We start from the raw sequence: 20745 nt of genomic DNA, 5'->3' as shown, positions 1-20745 counted from the left end.
TGCTATCACTCCGCCGCTTCGACGGCGATGCGGCGGCTCTGGCGTGCGAAGGCGTCATAATCCTCCTGCCACTGCGACGGCCCGTTGGAGCGAGCCACCTGCACCGCCGTCACCTTGAACTCAGGGCAGTTGGTCGCCCAGTCCGAGAAGTCGGTGGTGACGACATTGGCCTGCGTCGTCGGGTGGTGGAAGGTGGTGTAGACCACGCCCGGCGCCACGCGGTCGGTGATTTCCGCCCGCAGGGTGGTGGACCCGGCACGGCTGTCGATGCGCACCCAGTCGCCGTCGCGCACGCCGCGCTGCTCGGCATCGTGCGGGTGGATCTCCAGCAAATCTTCCGGGTGCCAGGCGACATTGTCGGTGCGGCGGGTCTGCGCGCCGACATTGTAGTGGGACAGGATGCGGCCGGTGGTGAGCAGCAGCGGGAAGCGGGCGCCGGAACGCTCGTCGGTCGGCACATATTCGGTGACGACGAACTTGCCCTTGCCGCGCGCGAAACTCTCGATGTGCATGATCGGCACACCTTCCGGGTTCGCGTCGTTGCAAGGCCACTGCACCGAACCGAGCTCGTCGAGACGCTTGAACGACACCCCGGCGAAGGTCGGGGTCAGCGCGGCGATCTCGTCCATGATCTCGGACGGGTGGGTGTAGTTCCAGTCCATGCCGATGGCGCGGGCGAGCAGCTGGGTCACTTCCCAGTCGCCATAGCCGTTCTTCGGCGCCATCACCTTGCGCACCAGCTGGATGCGGCGCTCGGCATTGGTGAAGGTGCCGTCCTTCTCCAGGAAGGTGCAGCCGGGCAGGAACACATGGGCGTAGTTGGCGGTCTCGTTCAGGAACAGGTCCTGCACGATCACCAGCTCCATGGCGGCGAGGCCGGCGGCGACATGCTTGGTGTCGGGGTCGGACTGCAGGATGTCCTCACCCTGCACGTAGAGCGCCTTGAAGGTGCCCTCGACGGCGGCGTCCAGCATGTTGGGGATGCGCAGGCCGGGCTCGGGATCGAGCGGACGGCCCCACATGGCTTCGAAGGTCGCGCGGGTGGCGTCGTCGGAGATGTGGCGGTAGCCCGGCAGCTCGTGCGGGAACGAGCCCATGTCGCAGGAGCCCTGCACGTTGTTCTGGCCGCGCAGCGGGTTCACGCCGACGCCGCGACGGCCGATATTGCCGGTCGCCATGGCGAGGTTGGCGATCGCCATCACCGTGGTCGAACCCTGCGAGTGCTCGGTGACGCCGAGGCCGTAATAGATCGCCGCATTGCCGCCGGTGGCGAACAGCCGGGCAGCGCCGCGGATCAGCTCCGGCGGCACGCCGGTATACTGGGCGACGGCTTCCGGCGAGTGGCGTTCGTCGGCGACGAACTCGGCCCAGTCCTGGAACTCGTCCCAGTCGCAGCGCTCGCGCACGAAGGTCTCGTCGACCAGGCCTTCGGTCACGATGACATGGGCGAGCGAGGTCACGATGGCGACGTTGGTGCCGGGCTGCAGCGGCAGGTGGAAATCCGCCTTGATGTGCGGCGAGCGCACCATGTCGATGCGGCGCGGATCAACGACGATCAGCTTGGCGCCGTCGCGCAGGCGCTTCTTCATGCGCGAGCCGAACACCGGGTGGCCGTCGGTCGGGTTGGCGCCGATGATCAGGATGACGTCGGAATCCTCGACCGAATCGAAGTCCTGCGTGCCGGCGGAGGTGCCGAACGCCTGGTTGAGGCCATAGCCGGTCGGCGAGTGGCAGACGCGGGCGCAGGTATCGACATTGTTGGTGCCGAAGCCGGCGCGGATGATCTTCTGGACGAGATAGGCTTCTTCGTTGGTGCAGCGCGAGGAGGTGATGCCGCCCACGGAACGGCGGCCATAGGTCCCCTGGATGCGCTTCAGCTCATTGGCGGTGTGGGTGATCGCCTCGTCCCACGACACTTCGCGCCACGGATCGGTGACCTTGGCACGGATCATCGGGTTGAGCACGCGATCCTTGTGCATCGCGTAGCCCCAGGCGAAGCGGCCCTTGACGCAGCTATGGCCGCGATTGGCCTTGCCTTCCTTCCACGGCACCATGCGCACCACTTCCTGGCCGCGCATTTCCGCCTTGAAGGTGCAGCCGACGCCGCAATAGGCGCAGGTGGTGACCACCGAATGCTCGGGCGTGCCGATCTCGATCAGCCGCTTCTCGGAGAGGGTGGCAGTCGGGCAGGCCTGCACGCAGGCGCCGCAGGACACGCATTCCGAGGTGAGGAAGGCTTCCGACTGGCCGGGCGACACGCGGCTGTCGAAGCCACGGCCGGAGATGGTCAGCGCGAAGGTGCCCTGCACTTCCTCGCAGGCGCGCACGCAGCGATTGCAGACGATGCACTTGGCCGGGTCATAGGTGAAATAGGGGTTCGACTCGTCCTTCGGCATGACGAGCTCGGAGGTCGGGGCGAAATGGTTCGCACCCTCCATGCCGTAGCGCACCTCGCGCAGGCCGACCGCACCGGCCATGTCCTGCAGCTCGCAGTCGCCATTGGCGGCGCAGGTGAGGCAGTCCAGCGGGTGGTCGGAGATGTAGAGCTCCATCACGCCCTTGCGCAGCTGGGCGAGACGCGGCGTCTGGGTGTGCACCTTGATGCCCGGCGCCACCGGCGTGGTGCAGGAGGCCGGGGTGCCGTTGCGGCCCTCGATCTCGATCAGGCACAGGCGACAGGAGCCGAAGGCGTCCAGCATGTCGGTGGCGCAGAGCTTGGGGATCTGCGTCCCCATCTCCATCGCCGCGCGCATGATGGATGTGCCTTCCGCGACCGTGACCTCGACGCCGTCGATGGTGAGCGTCACCATCTTGTCGGTCTTGGGGGCGGGCGTACCGTAGTCGATCTCATGGACGAGAGACATGCAGCGTCCTCCTCATTCAGCGGCTTCGAGGCGGCGCGGGGTGTCGCCGAATTCTTCGGGGAAATGGGTGAGAGCACTCAACACCGGATAGGGCGTGAAGCCGCCCAGCGCGCAGAGCGAGCCGAGCTTCATGGTCTGGCAGAGATCCTTCAGCACCACGAGGTTCTGCTCCCGGCGCTCGCCGGCGACGATACGGTCGATGACCTCGATGCCGCGGGTGGAGCCGATGCGGCAGGGCGTGCACTTGCCGCAGCTCTCCACCGAGCAGAACTCCATGGCGAAGCGGGCCATCTTCACCATGTCGGCGGTCTCGTCGAACACCACGATGCCGCCATGGCCGATCAGCGCGTCCTTGGCCGCGAAGGCCTCGTAGTCGAAGGGCAGGTCGAACTGCCAGGTCGGCACATAGGCGCCGAGCGGGCCGCCCACCTGCGCCGCCTTCACCGGGCGGCCGGACGCCGTGCCGCCGCCAATGTCGTTGATCAGCTCGCCGAGGGTGATGCCGAAGGCGGTCTCGAACAGGCCACCGAACTTCACATTGCCGGCGATCTGCACCGGCATCGTGCCGCGCGAGCGCCCCATGCCGAAATCGGCGTATTTCTGCGCGCCGTCGGCAAGAATATGCGGCACCGCCACCAGCGACAGCACGTTGTTGATCACCGTCGGCTTCTGGAACAGGCCCTTATGCGCCGGCAGCGGCGGTTTGGCGCGCACCGTGCCGCGACCGCCCTCGAGGCTGTCGAGCAGCGCGGTCTCCTCGCCGCACACATAGGCGCCGGCGCCCATGCGTACTTCCATGTCGAAGCTGTGCTGCGAGCCGGCGATGTTAACGCCGAGCATGCCGTGGGCGCGCGCCGCCTCGATCGCCTTCTCCATCGCCCAGATGGCGTGCGGATATTCCGAGCGGGTGTAGACGAAGCCCTTGGTGGCGCCCACCGCGATGCCGGCAATGGTCATGCCCTCGATCAGCTGGAAGGGGTCGCCCTCCATGATCATGCGGTCGGCGAAGGTGCCGCTGTCGCCCTCGTCGGCGTTGCAGACGATGTATTTGCGGTCCGCCTGCGCGTCGGCGACGGTCTTCCACTTGATGGCGGTCGGGAAGCCGGCGCCGCCGCGGCCGCGCAGGCCGGACTTCTTGACTTCCTCGATGATCTCCGTCGGGCCGAGCGCCAGTGCGCGCTCAAGGCCCTTATAGCCGCCATGGGCGACATAGTCGGCGTAGGAGGCCGGGTCGATGATGCCGCAGCGGGCGAAGGTTAGGCGGGTCTGCTTCGCCAGGAAGGGGTGCTCCTCCGGCTTGCCGATGCGCAGCGCATGCGTGGCCCCCGTGAGGAAGCCGGCCTCGAACAGGCCCTCGACGTCGCCTTCCTCCACCGGGCCATAGGCGATGCGGCCTTCCGGGGTCGCCACTTCGACCAGCGGCTCCAGCCACAGCATGCCGCGCGAGCCGGTGCGCACGATCTCGACCGGCTGCTTGCGGGCGAGGGCCGCGGCCTCGATGGCTTCGACCACCTCGTCGGCGCCGCAGGCGATGGCGCAGGCGTCCTTGGGAACGTAGATGCGGATGCTCACGACTGCGCCTCCGAGATCAGCGCGTCGAGGCGACGCTCGTTAAGACGGGCGACGATGCGGCCGTCGAGCATGGCGGAAGGCGCGGTGGCGCACAGGCCGAGGCAGTAGATCGGCTCGACGGTGACGCGGCCGTCGGCGGTGGTCTCGCCGAGCTTGCAGCCGAGCTTGTGCTCGGCATGGGCGGCGAGGGCGTCGCCGCCGGCAGCCTGGCAGGCCTCGGCGCGGCACAGCTTAAGCACGTGCTGGCCGGCGGGCTCATGCCGGAAATCGTGATAGAAGGTTACCACGCCGTGGACTTCGGCGCGCGAGACGTTCAGGCGTTCGGCAAGCATCGGCACCACCGCGTCCGGCACATAACCGAACGTTTCCTGCACCGCGTGGAGCATCGGCATGAGCGGGCCTTCGAGATGAACGAACTCGCCGATCACGGCCTGCGCCCGCTCTTCGCTCCATGGCTCGTAGTGCGGCATCTTCTCCCGGACCTTCTTTTAAAGTTTTCCAATGGAGAACATCGTCCCTGACTTGACGGAAATCAATTCCGGCGTTCCGTCTCTTGATAGAAAGGTTCTATCGAAGGCGCACGACGCCGTTTCGCGAGCGGGTGAATTCGTCGAATTCGTTCCCTTAATGTTCTTGACGTCGGGTTTCCGCACCGTAGAATTAGGGTTTCGGGGCTGGAAAGCGCGGCGAGACCGCGCGAAGACGTGATCGGGAGCTTGATGGTCCAGCGGGTGGCGACGGTGGCGTTCGAGGGCATCGAGGCGCGCCCGGTCGACGTGCAGGTTCAGGTCAGCCCCGGCCTGCCGGCCTTCAATCTGGTCGGCCTCGCCGACAAGGCGGTCACCGAGGCGAAGGAGCGGGTGCGCGCGGCGCTGATCGCCTCCGGCCTCGCTTTGCCGCCCAAGCGCATCACCGTCAATCTTGCCCCCGCCGACCTGCCCAAGGAGGGCAGCCACTATGATCTGCCGATCGCGCTCGGCCTGATGGCGGCCATCGGCGCGGTTCCCGCCGAGGCGCTGGAAGGTTTCACCGTGGTCGGCGAGCTGGCGCTCGATGGCCGCGTCGCCGCGGTGGCCGGGGTGCTGCCGGCGGCGATCGGCGCCAATGCCCGCGGCCACGGCCTCATCTGCCCGGCGGAATGCGGCCAGGAGGCCGCCTGGGCCAGCCCCGACATGCCAGTGCTGGCGCCCTCCTCGCTCATCCAGCTGGTCGGCCATCTCGCCGGCCGGCAGCGGCTTACCCGGCCGGAGCCCCGGCTGGACGCCGCCGGCGCCGCGCTGCCGGACCTCTCGGACGTGCGCGGGCAGGAGACCGCCCGGCGGGCATTGGAGGTGGCCGCCGCCGGCAGCCACAATCTGCTGTTCTGCGGCCCGCCCGGCGCCGGCAAGTCGATGCTGGCGCAGCGCCTGCCCTCGATCCTGCCGCCGCTGTCGCCGGTGGAGCTGCTGGAGGTCTCGATGATCGCCTCGGTGGCCGGCACGCTGCAATCCGGCGCGCTGACCGACCGGCGACCGTTCCGCGCCCCGCACCATTCCGCCTCGATGGCGGCGATGGTCGGCGGCGGCAACCGCGCCCGGCCCGGCGAGGTGTCGCTCGCCCATAATGGCGTGCTGTTCCTCGATGAGCTGCCGGAGTTCCAGCCCTCGGTGCTCGACGCGCTGCGCCAGCCCTTGGAGACCGGCGACGCCTTCATCGCCCGCGCCAACCACCGCGTCACCTATCCGGCCCGGTTCCAGCTGGTGGCGGCGATGAATCCCTGCCGCTGCGGGCGGGCCGGCGAGCCCGGCTTCACCTGCCGGCGCGGCCCGCGCTGCGCGGGCGATTATCAGGCACGGCTTTCCGGCCCCTTCCTCGACCGCATCGACCTGCATCTCGACGTGCCGGCAGTGTCCGCGGTGGATCTGGTACGGCCGGCGCCGACGGAATCGAGTGCCGGCGTCGCCCGGCGGGTGGCGGTTGCGCGGGCGATGCAGGCCGAGCGCTTCGCCGCCCTCGGCCGGCCGGACCTGACCACCAACGCCCAGGCCTCCGGCCCGATATTGGAGGAGATCGCCACCCCCGACAGCAACGGCACCGCGCTGCTCACCGATGCGGCGCGCATCATGCGGCTGTCGGCGCGCGGCTATCACCGTGTGCTCCGGGTCGCGCGCACCCTTGCCGATCTTTCCGGATCCGAAACGGTTGGGCGCACCCATATCGCCGAAGCCTTGGCCTATCGCGTCGGCGCCGACCGCACCACCGCCGCGGCATAATGCCGGAAACGCCGCCGCAGCCGCGAAGCGTTCCGGATCGACGGGAGTGCGGGCAGTGCGTGCCAAGGTCCGGCAAAGGGCCCGCAGCTGCCTTGTCGGCATGGCGCCGGGCCACCAGCTTCCCGGTTTCAAGCCACCAACCTTGCACACGGCCTGCCCTGCATACCGTCACTGCGCCCGATCGCTGGCAGGGTGCGATCGGCCATTTCCGGCTACAGCGCCGGCAGCCCCCTCCAAGCCTCCGGCCCCTGCGATCCGGCGCCTTCAGTCGCTCGCCGTCGAGGCCCCTATCCGCCAGCCCATTTGAACGAAACCGCGGAGCCTTTTATGCAAGGGCGTCCGTAAATCTCGCCCCGGCGATGCTCCTCCAGCCGAAGCCGGCCGCCGCCCCGCTCAGTACCCGCGATCCTGCGGGCACCCGGGGCATCGCTCTGCGTCGCCCCGTCCGAAGGATGTGTCCATGACCCTGCCGGCCGCCGCCATCAATGAATACAGCGAACGCCAGTACAATCTGGCGCTCACCGTGCCGGACATGAAGACGATCAACGGCGCCTGGCCCGCACATGCCGAAGCCACCCGCCGGCAGCATCCGCCGCTTGCCGACGTCGCCTATGGCGCGCATCCGCGCGAGCGGCTCGACCTGTTCCGCGCCCCCGAGCCGCGCGGCACCTTCGTCTTCATCCATGGCGGCTTCTGGCGGGCGCGGTCGAAGGATGAATTCTCCTGGATCGCCGAGCCCTTCCTCGCCGCCGGCTATTCGGTGGCGCTGCCCAGCTACCCGCTATGCCCGCAGGCGCCTTTCGCCACCATCGCGCCCGCGGTGCGTGCCGCCTTCGCCTATCTTTACCGCGAACTTCTCGCGCCGGCGGAGCGCACCCGCATCGTGGTCTCTGGCCATTCGGCCGGCGGCTATCTCGCCGCCGACCTGGCGACCGTCGACTGGACCGCGCACAGCCTGCCGACGGCCCCCTTCCAGGGCGTGCTGCCGATTTCCGGCGTGTTCGACCTGCGGCCGCTCATCGCCACCGGCATCAATGCCGATCCCGCAGCGCCATGGGCCGGATCGCGAGATTCACGGTGAAGTGCCGAGCAGGACGGTACGGCAAGGCAACGCTGCCGCTGTCACATCGCCGTTGGAAAAACGTGATTCTGTCGCCCCTTGAAACTATGATACGTGGCAGTTTCAGGGGCACGCCATGACCCGTTCTTTTGCCGACGATCCGGCCGGTCCTACGCCGAATCCCTTCGCTTCGGCGCTGCGTCTGGTATTGCCCACGTCACTCGCTCCCCATTTTGCCGAACCGATGCGCCGCATGGCCGGCCCGCTCGCCCCGTCGCGGCTGATGCCGGCGCTGCGCTCCTATTCCGGTCTGCGCCACCGGGAGAGCCGCGCCGAGCCGGGGCCGGTGAGCCTCGGCCGCATCGGTTCATTGGAAGTACGGCTCGCCCGCACCGCCGCCGATGTGCGCCGGGCGCAGCGCCTGCGCTACCAGGTGTTCTACGAGGAGATGTCGGCACTGCCCGGCGCCGCCGCCCGCCTCGCCCGCCGCGACTTCGACGGCTTCGACGCCATTTGCGACCATCTCCTGGTGATCGATCACGATGCGTGCCGGCTGGTGCGCGGACGGCGCGTGCCAGCGGTGGTGGGCACCTACCGGCTTCTGCGACAGGAGATCGCCAATCGCCACGGCGGTTTCTATACCGCCAGCGAGTTCGACATCGCGCCGCTGCTCGCCCGCCATCCGCATCGCCGCTTTCTGGAGCTCGGCCGCTCCTGCGTGCTCGGCCCCTATCGCACCAAACGCACGGTGGAGCTGCTCTGGCACGGCATCTGGGCCTATGTGCGCCAGCACCGCATCGACGTGATGTTCGGCTGCGCCAGCCTTGAAGGCACCGATCCGCTGACGCTGGAGCGTCCGCTGGCCTTCCTGCACCATTTCGCACCCTCCGAGCCGGAATGGCGCGCCCGCGCGCGGCCCGGCCGCGCGGCGGCGATGGACAATGTGGCGAAGGACGATCTCGACGCCAAGAAGGCTCTCAACGAGCTGCCGCCGCTGATCAAGGGCTATCTGCGCCTCGGCGCCCAGATCGGCCAGGACGCGGTGATCGACCACCAGTTCGGCACGACCGACGTGCTGATCGTGCTGCCGATCGAGCGCATCGATCCGCGCTATCTCGGCCATTTCGGCCCGAATGGCGAGCGCTACGCCGCCTGAGCCCGCACTGATTCGATCTTTGGGCGCGACATCGGCCGACATCTTGCGCCCCAGTACCACCTTGCCCATATCTCGATGCAACGGGATGCCCTTTGGGGGTCCCACCCTGCAAAGTCGCTTCGGACAAGGACTTTGGGAGCATGTCGCGCATTCCCACGCTGTCGAGCCCCTTCCTTCTCGGGTTCGACGAGGTGGAGCGGGCGCTGGATCGGGTCGCAAAGGGCTCGGACGGCTACCCGCCCTACAATGTCGAACGCATCGCCGCGCCGGGTCAGCCGGAACGGCTGCGCATCACGCTGGCGGTCGCCGGCTTCGCCCGTGACCAGCTGGATGTGACGCTCGAGGAAAAGGAACTCGTCATCCGCGGCCGTCAGGCCGAGGAGCCTCAGCGGACCTTTCTTCACCGAGGCATTGCCGCCCGTCAGTTCCAGCGCACATTCGTGCTGGCCGAGGGCATGCATGTCCTGGGAGCCGAACTGAAGAACGGTCTTTTATCGGTTGATCTCATCCGGCCGGAACCGGAACGGGTGGTTAGGCGTATCGCCATAGCAGCCGACGAGTGAACGTGCGACGAGTGAACGTGCCCAGAGCCGGTCTCGACAGCTTGGAAAGGAGTCGCGGACCATGACCAACGAATTCACCCTTGATCCCGCCGCCACCAGCGGTGCGCCCGGCGGCCTGACGGCGGAGGCCTTTGCCAGCCTCGGCGGCGGCCACATCGCCTATGTGCGCCCGATCGATTCGGAAGACGCGGCCCGCCTGTTCCCGCAAGCCCGGCTGCAGCCGGGTCTCAAGCTCTTCACGCTGCATGCTGCCGATGGCACGCCGTTGATGCTGACCGACAGCCGAGAGGCTGCTATTGCCAGCGCCATGCAGAACGAGCTCGTCATGGTAAGCGTGCACTGAGCTGCCAGGCGCCGTCCTCCCGGACGGCGCCTGCGCCCGTCAGCTCCGCTTCGCTTCGATCGCATCCCAGATCAGCGCGGCGATATCCGGCCCGCCCAGCCGGCGGATGGCGCGGATTCCGGTCGGTGAGGTGACGTTGATCTCGGTGAGATTGCCGTCGATCACGTCGATGCCGGTGAAGAGCAGACCCTTTGCCTTCAGCGATGGACCCAGCGCTTCGCAGATTTCCCGCTCGCGCGCAGTAAGGTCGGTCTCCTTCGCCGCGCCGCCGCGCACCATGTTGGAGCGCAGGTCGCCCGGGCTCGGCACGCGATTGACGGCGCCTGCAAACACGCCATCCACCAGAATGATGCGCTTGTCGCCCTGGGTGACCTCGGGAATGAAGCGCTGTACCACCCAGGGTTCGCGGAAGGTGGTTGCGAACAGGTCGTAGAGCGAGCCGAAATTCAGGTCATCGCGGGTCAGGCGGAACACCGCCGCGCCGCCATTGCCGTAGAGCGGTTTCACCACGATGTCGCCGAACTCGTCGCGAAACGCCTTGATCTCCTCGAGGTCGCGGGTGATCAGCGTCGGCGGCATAAGTTCCGGGAACTCGGTGACGAAGATCTTCTCCGGCGCGTTGCGCACATGCGCCGGATCGTTCACCACCAGCGTCTTCGGATGCACCCGCTCCAGCAGATGGGTGGCGGTGACATAGTGCATGTCGAAGGGCGGATCCTGACGCATGAGGATCACATCGAAGCCATCGACCCGCACCCGCTGCCTGTCGCCGAGGGTGAAGTGGTCGCCCTTGATGTCGCGCACCTCGACCGGCTGCACGGTGGCAAACAACTCGCCGTCGCGCAGGGCGAGGGTATCGGGCGTGTAGTAGGAAAGCGCGTGCCCGCGCGCCTGTGCTTCGAGCATGAGGGCGAAGGTCGAATCGCCCGCAAAGTTGATGCGGTCGATCGGGTCCATCTGGACGGCGACGTTGAGGCTCATGGATGCTGAGGTCCTAAAGGGGAAACCGCCTTGGCGGCATTCGTCCCCTGTTTACCGCCTCGCGCCGGACGACGCCATGCACACGAGATGTGCGCCGCACCGTCAGTCTGCCTCGAAGGCGCCCGGCAGATGCACCGGCGCGCGCCCCGGGGCCAGCAGCACGACATCGAGCCGCATGTCGAGGCCGGCAAACTCGGGATGCGCGGCAAGATAGATCTCTGCCGCAGCGGCAATGCGCCGGCGCTGGCGAACCAGCAGCGATTCGGCTGCCGCGCGCAGGCCCGAGCGCGCCTTCACCTCCACGAACAGCAGCAATCCCCCGCGCCGGGCGACAAGGTCGATCTCGCCGCGCGGCGTACGCACGCGGCGCGCCAGGATGGCGAATCCCTGATTTGCCAGCAACCGCGCGGCCGCTTCCTCGGCATCGATGCCACGGGAAAAGGCCGTTGGCTTCGGCGCGCTCATCCGTGCGATTCCGCCTGCAACGCCAGCGCCCGCGCATAGACGTCGCGGCGCGGACGGCCGGTGGCGGCGGCCACCGCAGCGGCCGCATCCTTGAGCGAAAGGCTGGCAAGCGCCTGGCGCAACGCCGAATCAATATCGGCATCGCTGGCTTCGGTGGCGTCGGGCGGGCCGATAACCAGCACGATCTCGCCCCTGGGCGGGCCGGCCTCCGCATAATGCGCCGCAAGGTCGGCGAGCGAACCGCGCCGGACTTCCTCGAAGGCCTTGGTAAGCTCGCGGCACATCGCCGCCTTCCGCTCCCCGAGCCCGGCGGCGAGGTCGGCAAGGCTCTCCGGCAGGCGCGGGCCGCTCTCATAGAGCACCAGCGTCGCGGGAAACGACGCCAGCTCGGCGATTCGGCTGCGGCGAGCCCCGCTCCTTTGCGGCAGGAATCCGTCGAACAGAAACCGGTCGGTCGGCAGGCCCGCCGCCACCAGGGCGGCAAGGCTCGCCGAAGCCCCCGGCACCGGCACGATGCGAAAACCGGCCTCGATGGCCGCCTCCACCAGCTTGTAGCCGGGATCGGAGACCAGCGGCGTGCCGGCATCCGACACCAGCGCCACGGTGGCGCCCTGTTCCAATCGCCCTAGCAGACGCGGGCGCATGCTGGCGGCATTGTGATCGTGATAGGCGACGAGCGGCGTTTCGATACCGTAACGATCAAGCAGGCGGCGAGTGACACGCGTATCTTCGCAGGCAATGAAATCGGCCCCGGCGAGTGTCTCCAGCGCGCGGATCGTCACGTCGCCGAGATTGCCGATGGGCGTCGCCACCACATGCAACCCCGCATCGAGGCGCGGCGCCGGCACGATCTGGCCGGCAAGACGAAAGGAACGCGGGGCATCGGCGGGCGGATGGGTCATCGTGGCGCCACTCTAGAAGGCGAGAGCGGCGCCGTCATGCCCGCATCGACTCCATGGGAGGGGATTGTCGGCATTTTTGCGCTGTTTGCCTGCGTAGGCCGCGTGACAGGTAGGCTCCCGACATCCTACAAGGGTGGATATGCCCGCTCAGAAACCCGACGAGGCGATGACCGAGCCAGACCGACCGACACAGACCGGCACCCGCGCCGCACTCGGCCACAGCCGTCGCGGCTTCCTGCTCATGGCCGGCGGCGCGACACTCGTTGCCTGCAGCTCATTGCCGGAATCGCCTCCCCCTCAGGCGGCGCTGCCGCCGGCACCGGCTGCGCCGGCGCTGCCAACCAATGTGCTCGGCAGCGGCACCGTGCGGATCGGCCTCATCCTGCCGCTGGGTGCGACCGGCAACGCCGCCATCGCCGCGCAGTCGCTGAAGAATGCCGCCGACATGGCGATCGCCGAGTTTACCGGCGCCAATATCCAGCTCATCGTCAAGGATGACGGCGGCACCGGCCCCGGTGCCCAGACCGCCGCGCAGCAGGCGCTCGACGAAGGCGCGCGGGCGGTCATCGGGCCGCTCTTCGCCCACACCGTCGCCGCCGCCGGACAGGTGACGCGCACGCGAAACGTCCCACTGGTCGGCTTCTCAACCGACACCAATGTGGCGACGCGAGGCGTCTATCTGCTTTCCTTCCTGCCGCAGACCGATGTGGTGCGCGCGGTACGCTATGCCTCATCGAGCGGTCGGCGCGCCTATCTCGCCATGCTGCCGGACAACGCCTATGGCTCGGTGGTCGAGGCCGCCTTCCGCGAGACGGTGCCGGCGGCCGGTGGTCGGGTGGTAGGCCTTGAGCGCTACACGCCCGGCAATGCCGGCCAATATGCCGAGGCCGCCCGCAGGCTGGCACCGTCCGCCGCCCTGGCGGATGCGCTGTTCCTGCCGGATTCCGGTGAAGCCGTGCCGCAGATCCTGCAGGCGTTGTCCAGCGCCGGGGTCAATCTGTCGGGCAAGCAAATGATCGGTACCGGTCTGTGGGACAGTCAGGCGTTGTTCAACGTCCCTCAGTTACAGGGCGGCATCTTCGCGGCGCCGGATCCGGCCGGCTTTCGTGCCTTCTCGCAGCGCTATGAGGCGCGCTTCGGCCAGAAGCCGGTACGCACCGCGACGCTGGCCCATGACGCGGTCTCGCTGATGGCAGCCCTGGTCAACACCGGCGGCGAAGCAGGCCTCAACGACACCGCGATCCAGAACCCGTCCGGCTTTGGCGGGATTGATGGCATCTTCCGTTTCCGCTCCGACGGCACCAACCAGCGCGGGTTGGCCGTCATGCGCATTGCCAGCGGCGGCACACAAATCGCCAGCCCCGCCCCGCGCAGCTTCGCCGAGCAGGGAATCTGACGCCCGCAGCTATGCCGCCAGATCCGCAACGATGGCGTCGAGCACCGGGAAGCCTTGTGGCGTCACCCGTAGCCGACCGTCGGCGCGCTCCTCGAGCATCCCTTCGCCGATCAGCGCCGCCACCCGTATCGCATCGAAATCGCGGCCGGAAAGGGCGGCAAAGCGGTGGCGGTCGATGCCCTCGGCGAGCCGCAGCCCCATGATGAGATATTCGTCGGCCTGCTCCGGCCGGCTCAGCCCCTCGTCGACGACGAGACCATGGCCATCCGCCTCGACGCGCCCCAGCCACTGCTCCGGGCCACGCTCGGTGGAAGTGGCGCGCCGGCCCTCCGGCGTGTCGAGCCGGCCGTGGGCGCCGGGGCCGATGCCGGCATATTCGCCATAGCGCCAGTAGAGGAGATTGTGCCGGCTCTCGGCGCCGCACCGGGCGTGATTGGAAATCTCATAAGCCGGCAGACCCGCGGCGGCGGTCGTCTCCTGCGTCACGTCCCACAACGCACGCGCAACGTCCGGGTCCGGCGTCTTCAGCTTGCCGGCGCGGTGCAGCGCCGCAAACGGCGTACCGTCCTCGATGGTGAGCTGATAGAGCGAGAGATGCTCGCAGCCCTCGGCGATAGCTCGCTCCAGCTCGCGCGCCCAATCCTCCGGCTTCTGATCCGGCCGTGCATAGATGAGGTCGAAGGAGGAGCGCTCGAAAGCCGAGCGGGCGATGGCGACCGCCTGCAGCGCCTCGGCTGCCGTGTGCATCCGCCCGAGTGCCTTCAATGAGCTGTCATCCAGCGCCTGCACACCGAGCGAGACGCGATTGATGCCGGCGGCGCGATAGCCACGGAAACGCCCGGCTTCGACGCTGGTCGGGTTGGCCTCCAGCGTTACCTCGGCGCGGGCATCGAGCGGCCAGGCGGCGTCGATGGCGGTCAGGATGCCCTCCACCGTCGCCGGCGCCATCAGTGAGGGCGTGCCGCCGCCGAAGAACACGCTCTGCGTCCGCCGCTGGCCGGTGCGCTCGCGCATATGGCCGATCTCGGCGCGAAACGCGGCGAGGAACCGCGCCTCGTCCGGCGGGGCATGGCGCACATGCGAATTGAAGTCGCAATAAGGGCATTTGGCTTTGCAAAATGGCCAATGCACGTAGACGCCGAATCCCGGATCCACCGGGGGCGCCCTATCGGCCAGGTCAGTCAAACTTGGCCCCGAAACAGGCCTCGGCCAGCTTGATGAAGGCACGGGCGCGATGCGATCCGCCGCGGCCGAGCGGTGGCATGGCGTGCTTCTCCTCGCCGTTCATCTCGCCGAAGGTGCGGGCCGAGCCGTCCGGGAGGAACATCGGGTCGTAGCCATGGCCGCTGTCGCCGCGCGGCGGCCAGACCATCTCGCCGGAGACCACGCCCTCGAAATCCTCGATATGGCCGTCCGGCCAGGCGATGCACAGCGCCGAGATGAAATAAGCACGCCGGTCGAGCGGATCGATGGCATCGACCTTGCGCAGTTCCTCCTCGACCTTGGCCATGGCCAGCCCCCAGTCACGCTGCGGCCCGGCCCAGCGCGCGGTATAAAGGCCCGGCGCACCGCCTAAAGCCTCGACACAGAGCCCTGAATCGTCGGCGAAAGCCGGCAGGCCGGTAAGCTCGCAGGCGGACCGCGCCTTGATGCGGGCATTCTCCTCGAAGGTCAGCCCGGTCTCCTCCGGCTCGGGCAGGCCGAGATCGCCGGCCGAGACCAACTCGACGCCATAAGGCTCCATCAGCCCGCGCATCTCGATGAGCTTGCCGGGATTATGGGTGGCGATCACCACCCGGCCGGTGAGGCGGCGGTGCGGCTGACGATCCTCATCCATGGTTCAGGCCACCGCCATCTTCTGCAGATCGACCAGCCGGCCTATGCCCTTGCGGGCAAGGCCGAGCATGGCATTGAACTCTTCCTCGGTGAAAGGCGCCTTCTCCGCCGTGCCCTGCAGCTCGACGAAACCGCCACCCCCGGTCATCACGAAATTGCAGTCGGTGCCAGCGTCGGAATCCTCGGCATAGTCGAGGTCAAGCCGCGGTTCGCCATCGATGATGCCGCAGGAGACCGCCGCCACATGGTCGCGCAGCGGGATCGTCGAGAGCAAGCTTCGAGCCTTCATCCAGCTGAGGCAATCATGCAGCGCGATCCAGGCACCGGTGATCGCGGCTGTACGGGTGCCGCCATCCGCCTGGATAACGTCGCAATCGACGGTGATCTGTCGCTCGCCGAGTTTTTCGAGATCGACGATGGTGCGCAGCGAACGGCCGATCAGCCGCTGGATCTCCATGGTCCGACCCGAGGGCTTGCCGGCCGTTACCTCGCGGCGGGTGCGCTCATGGGTGGCGCGCGGCAGCATGCCGTATTCGGCGGTCACCCAGCCGCGGCCCTGCCCCTTCAGCCAGGGCGGCAGCCGCTCTTCCAGGGTTGCCGCCACCAGCACATGGGTCTCGCCGAACTTTACCAGGCAGGAGCCTTCCGCATGGCGCAGCACGCCGCGCTCGAAGCTGACGGCCCGCATCTCGTCGGGGGCGCGGCGGGAGGGACGCATGCTGAAGTCTCCATGAGGCATTGTCGGGCGCGATGGCGCCAGTGCGCGCGACAAACCGCTACCAATGAGGCGCCGGTTTATCGGCGCTCCTTGTAAGGGGCAGCGCCGTGCAACCGCAAGCGCATAACACTGCGCCTTGTACGCTCCGACGCGAAGGCCGATGATATGTTTCACATGAAACGTCCTGATGGCGAACGCGGCTCGACCATGCCTCTCGATCCGATCCTGGCTTCCACCTCCCCCTCCCTCGCCAAGCTCGACGAGCGCTCGCGGGAGATCTTTCGGCAAATCGTCGAGACCTATCTCGCCACTGGCGAGCCCGCAGGCTCGCGGAATATTTCCCGCCTCATTCCCATGACGCTGTCGCCGGCTTCGGTGCGCAACGTGATGGCCGATCTCGAAGCCGCCGGCCTCATCTTCGCCCCGCACACCAGCGCCGGGCGCCTGCCGACCGAGCGCGGCCTGCGCTTCTTCGTCGATTCGCTGCTGGAGATCGGCGACGTCTCGGAGGAGGAGCGCAATGCCATCGAGGCGCAAGTCAAGGCGGCCGCCCGCGCCCAGACCGTCGAGGGCGTGCTGGCGGAAGCCTCCAATATGCTCTCCGGCCTGTCGCGCGGCGCCGGTGTCGTGACCGCCACCAAGAGCGACGCACGGCTGAAGCACATGGAGTTCGTGCCGCTCGACTCGTCGCGGGCGCTGCTCATTCTGGTTTCCGACGATGGCGAGGTGGAGAACAGGCTGGTGCCGCTGCCCGCCGGCCTGCCGCCCTCGGCACTGGTCGAGGCGACCAACTTCCTCAACGCCCGCACCCGCGGGCGCACGCTGTCCGAGCTCCGCGTCGAGGTGGAGCGCACGCTCGCCGCCCGCCGCGCCGAGCTCGACGAGGTCACGGCGCGCGTCGTCGCCGCCGGGCTCGCTTCGTGGTCAGGCGGCGACAAAGCCGAGCGGCGGCTGATAGTACGCGGCCAGACCCGGCTGCTGCACGACCTCAAGGCCATCGAGGACCTCGAGCGCGTGCGACTGCTGTTCGACGATCTCGAAGCCAAGCAGGAAGTGGTGGATCTTCTGGGGCGGGCGGAGGACGCGCAGGGCCTGCGCATCTTTATCGGCTCGGAGAACAAGCTGTTTTCGCTGTCGGGCTCCTCCACCATCGTCGCGCCCTATCGGGATGGGCAGGGGCGGGTGGTCGGCGTGCTCGGCGTCATCGGGCCGACCCGGCTGAATTATGCCCGTATCGTGCCGATGGTGGACTTCACCGCGCGGGTGGTCAGCCGGGTTCTGGGCCTTCCGGACTTCGACGCAGCTTGATTTTTTGCCGCTAGGACCCGATATGGCGGGCGACCGTGACGCAACGCGTCCGGAATTCCTTCCCCCGACGAGGCAGTCATGACCGAAGATAACCGCAAGCCGGCGGATGCTTCCGACGAGGTCGCCGGTACGCCGAGCGAAGAGACCGTCGGTTCGACTGAAAACGGCGAGGATGGTTTCGCCGCCGAGCGTGAGCGCTACGAGGCGGAAATCGCCGCACTGAAAGACAAGTTCCTGCGCGCCTTCGCCGAAGCCGACAATGTGCGTCGTCGCGCCGAGCGCGAAGTGGCCGATGCCAAGGTCTATGGCATTACCGGCTTCGCCCGCGACGTCCTGTCGCTGTCCGACGATTTCGAACGCGCGCTCGGCGCCATCGAGCCCGACGCTCGTACGAGCGCCGAGGGCACACTGAAGACGCTGCTGGACGGCATCGAGCTGACCGCGCGCAGCCTCAACCAGACGCTGGCGAAGCATGGCGTCGTCCGCATCGAGGCCGAGGGCTCCCGCTTCGATCCGAACCTGCATCAGGCCATATTCGAGGTCCCGAATGCCGAAGTCCCCTCCGGCACCGTCGTGCAGGTGATCCAACCCGGCTACACGATTGGCGGGCGCGTGTTGCGGCCGGCGATGGTAGGCGTTTCCAAGGGTGGTCCGAAAGCGGCTCCGGCGGAAACACAAAGTAGCCAGAACTGAGCTGAACAAAGGAGCTGGAGCCGCGCCTCAGCGCAGCTCCAGCCCGTCGCGCAGTGCTCGCAGACTGTCGAAGTCGCGAGCGAAATCGTCCGCCGGCAACACCCCGACCATGCGGATATAGTTGGCACGGCCGAAACGCAGCCACTGCGCAACCTTCACCGGCTTTCCCGTTTGCAGGTCCACGGCATTGGCGACGATCTCGATGCCGGGCTGACCGCCGATGCGCAGCGGCCCTCCGCGCTCGACGCGCAAATCGCGCACGCCCGGTACCGACGCGACCGCCCGTTTGGCAAGACTTTCACGCTCGTTCTCGCCGACCTCGCCCGGCACCACGCCGGCAATGAAGATCGGCTGCCCCTCCTGCGGCGCGGCCACCTCGCCCTTGGTCATCAACACCGCCGAATTGCCGAGCACTCGCAGCACCTTGAAACCCTCCAGCGACTGGAAGGTGAAGGGCAGGCGAGCGAGCAGCTCTTCCTGGCTTGGCGGCGCGCGGAACACCACGCTGGACAGCGCCGCTTCCACGGCTGCGTCCGGATAGCGCTCCGAGGCCGCCTCGGGGAATTGCACGGTGATGACCGCAGTCTGGCTCTTGCCACCCGCCAGCATGATCCACTTCTTGATCGCCACCGCGCCGACGCTCTGATAGCCGCTGAGGATCAGTCCGCGACCGCCGTCGGCCAGCGTGACCTGCTTGCGGTTCTCGATCGTCACGCCCTTGTTCTGCAGCGCATCCGGCTCGAAGCTTTTCACGATCGTGTCGAAATCCGCATGCGGCACCTCGACGAACAGGATCGCCGCCTTGGCAACGCGGTCTTCGAAGCCCGCGGCGCCGGGAATCGGCACCATGTCGCCCGGCACTTCCATGCCGACCGAACCGCCATTGGGAAACACCGGCTCGGCATGAACCGCGAGAGACGAGCCGGCCAACGCGGCGATCAGAACGGCAGCGCGCACGAGGCGTCGCATGGCATGTCCTTCCATGGGAAAGCGATTGAGTTGTTTCTGCTCATAGCGCCGCATCCCGTTCCTCGCGAGCCGGATGCACGCGCCGTAACGTCAGATTGATGCGGCCGGGCTGACTGAGCAGCGTCGACGTGCCGGCAAGAATACGATCAATACCGTGAAAGGCCAGCCGGCTCGACCCGGAAAGCAGCAGCGCATCCCCCGAGGCGAGATGAATGGAGCAGGTTTTGCCGCGCCGCTCGACGCCGCCGAGGCGGAAGATAGCGGTATCGCCCAGCGAAAGCGAAAGCACCGGCGCCGAAAATTCCTGCTCGTCCTGGTCCTGATGCAGCCCCATGCGGGCCTCGGGACCGTACCAGTTGATCAGGCAGGCTTGGGGAGCTGGGATCGCGCCGGCAAGCTCATCCCATGCCGTGCGTAGCGCAGCGGGGAAGGGCGGCCAAGGCTCGCCGGTCACCGGATGATGCGGCTGATAGCGATAGCCGCTCTCATCCGAGACCCAGCCGAGCGGACCGCAATTCGACATGCGCACCGAGAACGGCTTTCCGGTGCGCGGCATAAGCGGGCTGAACAGCGGCGCCGCCTTCAACACCTCGCGAATGTCGGCAACCAACGCCTTCTGAGCGGCACGGTCAAGATAGCCCCGCCACCACAGGCAGCCGGGCGCGAGTTCGAGCGGGGCGGGTATCATGACACGATCAGAGCTTGCGCAGCGCCACCGCTTCGACCTCGTGATCGCCACCCTTGCGCAGGATGAGGTCGGCGCGCTGGCGGGTGGGCAGGATATTCTCCTGCAAATTCACCCGGTTGATCGCGTGCCAGATGGAGCGCGCGGTCTGGTCGGCCTCGCTTTCGGAGATGCCGGCATAACGGTGGAAATAGGCGGCGGGGTCGCGGAAGGCGGTCTCGCGCAGCCGCATGAAGCGCTCGACATACCAGCGCTCCAGGATCGCGTCGTCGGCGTCGATATAGATCTTGAAGTCGAAGAAATCGGAAACGAAGGGAATGCCCTTGCCGTCCTTGGGCGGCCGGCTGGTCTGCAGCACGTTGAGCCCCTCGACGATGAGAATATCTGGCTGGTCGACCTCGACCCGCTCGTTGGGCATCACATCATAGTCGAAATGGCTGTAGATCGGCGCTGCCACCGGGTGCCGCCCCGCCTTGATATCGGTGAGGAAATGCAGGAGCGCCGGCAGGTCGTAGCTTTCCGGGAACCCCTTCTTCTGCATCAACCCTTCCCGCTCCAGCACCGCATTGGGCAGCAGGAAGCCGTCTGTGGTCACCAGCGCCACCTTGGGCGTGTTGGCCCAACGGCCGAGCAGCGCCTGCAGCACGCGCGACGTCGTCGACTTGCCGACCGCCACCGAACCGGCAACGCCGATGATGTAGGGCATCTTCCCGGCCTGCTCGGGGCCGAGGAACTTCTGCATGGCACGGAACAGCTTCTGCGTCGCCGCCACATAGATGGAGAGCAACCGCGACAGCGGCAGATAGATCTCCTCGATCTCCGCCAGGGACAAGCGGTCATTGAGGCCTTGTAGCCGGGCAATCTCCTCGGGCGTGAGCGGCTGCGGCGTATCGGCACGCAGTGCCGCCCATTCGGCGCGCGAGAAATTGCGGAAGGGCGAGAGCCCAATGCTGTCGAGCTTCATGTCCATGGGCTGCGATTC

General features: G+C 67.6%; 20 protein-coding genes. 8 read left to right on the top strand and 12 right to left on the bottom strand.

All coding sequences use genetic code 11. The features are described 5' to 3' along the window. Positions 1 to 5: 5 nt before the first annotated feature. The 3 genes from fdhF to KHC24_RS07800 are packed head-to-tail and all read right to left on the bottom strand — an operon-like array spanning position 6 to position 4906. Entirely contained in the window at positions 6 to 2864 is a 2859-nt protein-coding gene (gene fdhF, locus KHC24_RS07810) for a formate dehydrogenase subunit alpha (RefSeq protein WP_213361885.1), read from the bottom strand. A gap of 12 nt (positions 2865 to 2876) precedes the next feature. Then, a complete protein-coding gene (locus KHC24_RS07805; protein ID WP_213361882.1) occupies positions 2877 to 4436 on the bottom strand; it encodes a formate dehydrogenase beta subunit in 1560 nt (519 codons plus the stop codon). Further along, positions 4433 to 4906 carry a formate dehydrogenase subunit gamma gene (locus KHC24_RS07800; protein ID WP_213361880.1) on the bottom strand — a complete coding sequence of 158 codons (474 nt, stop codon included), beginning with the start codon at positions 4904 to 4906 and terminating at the stop codon, positions 4433 to 4435. Before KHC24_RS07800 ends, KHC24_RS07805 begins: the two co-directional genes overlap by 4 nt. Before the next feature lie 249 nt (positions 4907 to 5155). On the opposite strand from KHC24_RS07800, the gene KHC24_RS07795 reads away from it, so the two are divergent. The 5 genes from KHC24_RS07795 to KHC24_RS07775 all read left to right on the top strand — a co-directional run bounded on the left by KHC24_RS07795 (position 5156) and on the right by KHC24_RS07775 (position 9810). Then, positions 5156 to 6688, top strand: a complete 1533-nt coding sequence (locus tag KHC24_RS07795; RefSeq protein ID WP_213361878.1) for a YifB family Mg chelatase-like AAA ATPase — start codon at positions 5156 to 5158, stop codon at positions 6686 to 6688. Between the two features lie 460 nt (positions 6689 to 7148). Next, positions 7149 to 7769, top strand: coding sequence for an alpha/beta hydrolase (locus tag KHC24_RS07790; RefSeq protein WP_213361876.1), 621 nt, complete (start codon positions 7149 to 7151; stop codon positions 7767 to 7769). 232 nt (positions 7770 to 8001) lie between these two features. Then, on the top strand, positions 8002 to 8904 hold the full coding sequence (olsB, locus tag KHC24_RS07785) for a l-ornithine N(alpha)-acyltransferase (protein ID WP_309299327.1): 903 nt from the start codon (positions 8002 to 8004) through the stop codon (positions 8902 to 8904). Positions 8905 to 9044: 140 nt separating this feature from the next. Beyond that, positions 9045 to 9467 carry an Hsp20 family protein gene (locus KHC24_RS07780; RefSeq protein WP_213361875.1) on the top strand — a complete coding sequence of 141 codons (423 nt, stop codon included), beginning with the start codon at positions 9045 to 9047 and terminating at the stop codon, positions 9465 to 9467. A 61-nt stretch (positions 9468 to 9528) separates the two neighbouring features. Then, positions 9529 to 9810 carry a BQ00720 family protein gene (locus KHC24_RS07775; protein ID WP_213361874.1) on the top strand — a complete coding sequence of 94 codons (282 nt, stop codon included), beginning with the start codon at positions 9529 to 9531 and terminating at the stop codon, positions 9808 to 9810. A 39-nt stretch (positions 9811 to 9849) separates the two neighbouring features. On the opposite strand, the gene gshB is transcribed toward KHC24_RS07775, so the two are convergent. From gshB to rsmI, 3 genes are all read right to left on the bottom strand, one after another. Then, positions 9850 to 10791 carry a glutathione synthase gene (gshB, locus tag KHC24_RS07770; RefSeq protein ID WP_213361872.1) on the bottom strand — a complete coding sequence of 314 codons (942 nt, stop codon included), beginning with the start codon at positions 10789 to 10791 and terminating at the stop codon, positions 9850 to 9852. 102 nt (positions 10792 to 10893) lie between these two features. Further along, entirely contained in the window at positions 10894 to 11256 is a 363-nt protein-coding gene (locus KHC24_RS07765; protein WP_213361871.1) for a YraN family protein, read from the bottom strand. Beyond that, a complete protein-coding gene (rsmI, locus tag KHC24_RS07760) occupies positions 11253 to 12158 on the bottom strand; it encodes a 16S rRNA (cytidine(1402)-2'-O)-methyltransferase (protein WP_213361868.1) in 906 nt (301 codons plus the stop codon). The genes KHC24_RS07765 and rsmI overlap by 4 nt, the downstream gene beginning before the upstream one ends. A 166-nt stretch (positions 12159 to 12324) precedes the next feature. Between rsmI and KHC24_RS07755 the strand changes: the two genes are divergently transcribed. After that, the gene (locus KHC24_RS07755) at positions 12325 to 13554 is read left to right on the top strand and encodes a penicillin-binding protein activator (protein ID WP_213361867.1); all 1230 of its coding nucleotides are present in this window, start codon (positions 12325 to 12327) and stop codon (positions 13552 to 13554) included. Positions 13555 to 13563: 9 nt separating this feature from the next. Here KHC24_RS07755 and hemW read toward each other — a convergent pair whose 3' ends face one another. Genes hemW through rph form a run of 3 tightly spaced genes read right to left on the bottom strand, consistent with a single transcriptional unit; the run spans position 13564 to position 16108 of the window. Next, on the bottom strand, positions 13564 to 14730 hold the full coding sequence (hemW, locus tag KHC24_RS07750; protein ID WP_420838530.1) for a radical SAM family heme chaperone HemW: 1167 nt from the start codon (positions 14728 to 14730) through the stop codon (positions 13564 to 13566). 1 nt (position 14731) lies between these two features. After that, positions 14732 to 15391 (bottom strand): RdgB/HAM1 family non-canonical purine NTP pyrophosphatase, encoded by a 660-nt coding sequence (gene rdgB / locus KHC24_RS07745; protein WP_213361864.1) that lies wholly within the window; start codon positions 15389 to 15391, stop codon positions 14732 to 14734. 3 nt (positions 15392 to 15394) lie between these two features. Further along, on the bottom strand, positions 15395 to 16108 hold the full coding sequence (gene rph / locus KHC24_RS07740) for a ribonuclease PH (protein ID WP_213361862.1): 714 nt from the start codon (positions 16106 to 16108) through the stop codon (positions 15395 to 15397). A gap of 207 nt (positions 16109 to 16315) precedes the next feature. On the opposite strand from rph, the gene hrcA reads away from it, so the two are divergent. Continuing rightward, a complete protein-coding gene (hrcA, locus tag KHC24_RS07735; RefSeq protein ID WP_213361930.1) occupies positions 16316 to 17416 on the top strand; it encodes a heat-inducible transcriptional repressor HrcA in 1101 nt (366 codons plus the stop codon). 78 nt (positions 17417 to 17494) lie between these two features. Continuing rightward, on the top strand, positions 17495 to 18109 hold the full coding sequence (gene grpE / locus KHC24_RS07730; protein WP_213361861.1) for a nucleotide exchange factor GrpE: 615 nt from the start codon (positions 17495 to 17497) through the stop codon (positions 18107 to 18109). A 27-nt stretch (positions 18110 to 18136) separates the two neighbouring features. Here the strand turns inward: grpE and KHC24_RS07725 are convergent, their stop codons facing one another. The 3 genes from KHC24_RS07725 to coaA are packed head-to-tail and all read right to left on the bottom strand — an operon-like array spanning position 18137 to position 20733. Further along, the gene (locus KHC24_RS07725; protein ID WP_213361859.1) at positions 18137 to 19078 is read right to left on the bottom strand and encodes a hypothetical protein; all 942 of its coding nucleotides are present in this window, start codon (positions 19076 to 19078) and stop codon (positions 18137 to 18139) included. A gap of 40 nt (positions 19079 to 19118) precedes the next feature. Next, positions 19119 to 19766, bottom strand: coding sequence for an alpha-ketoglutarate-dependent dioxygenase AlkB family protein (locus tag KHC24_RS07720; protein WP_213361929.1), 648 nt, complete (start codon positions 19764 to 19766; stop codon positions 19119 to 19121). 7 nt (positions 19767 to 19773) lie between these two features. Continuing rightward, positions 19774 to 20733, bottom strand: coding sequence for a type I pantothenate kinase (coaA, locus tag KHC24_RS07715; protein WP_213361857.1), 960 nt, complete (start codon positions 20731 to 20733; stop codon positions 19774 to 19776). Positions 20734 to 20745: the final 12 nt, after the last annotated feature.

The organism is Ancylobacter defluvii (assembly GCF_018390605.1).
Taxonomy (GTDB): Bacteria; Pseudomonadota; Alphaproteobacteria; order Rhizobiales; family Xanthobacteraceae; genus Ancylobacter; species Ancylobacter defluvii.
Note: the sequence above shows the minus strand (reverse complement) of the source record. Positions and strands in the feature narration are given on the sequence as shown.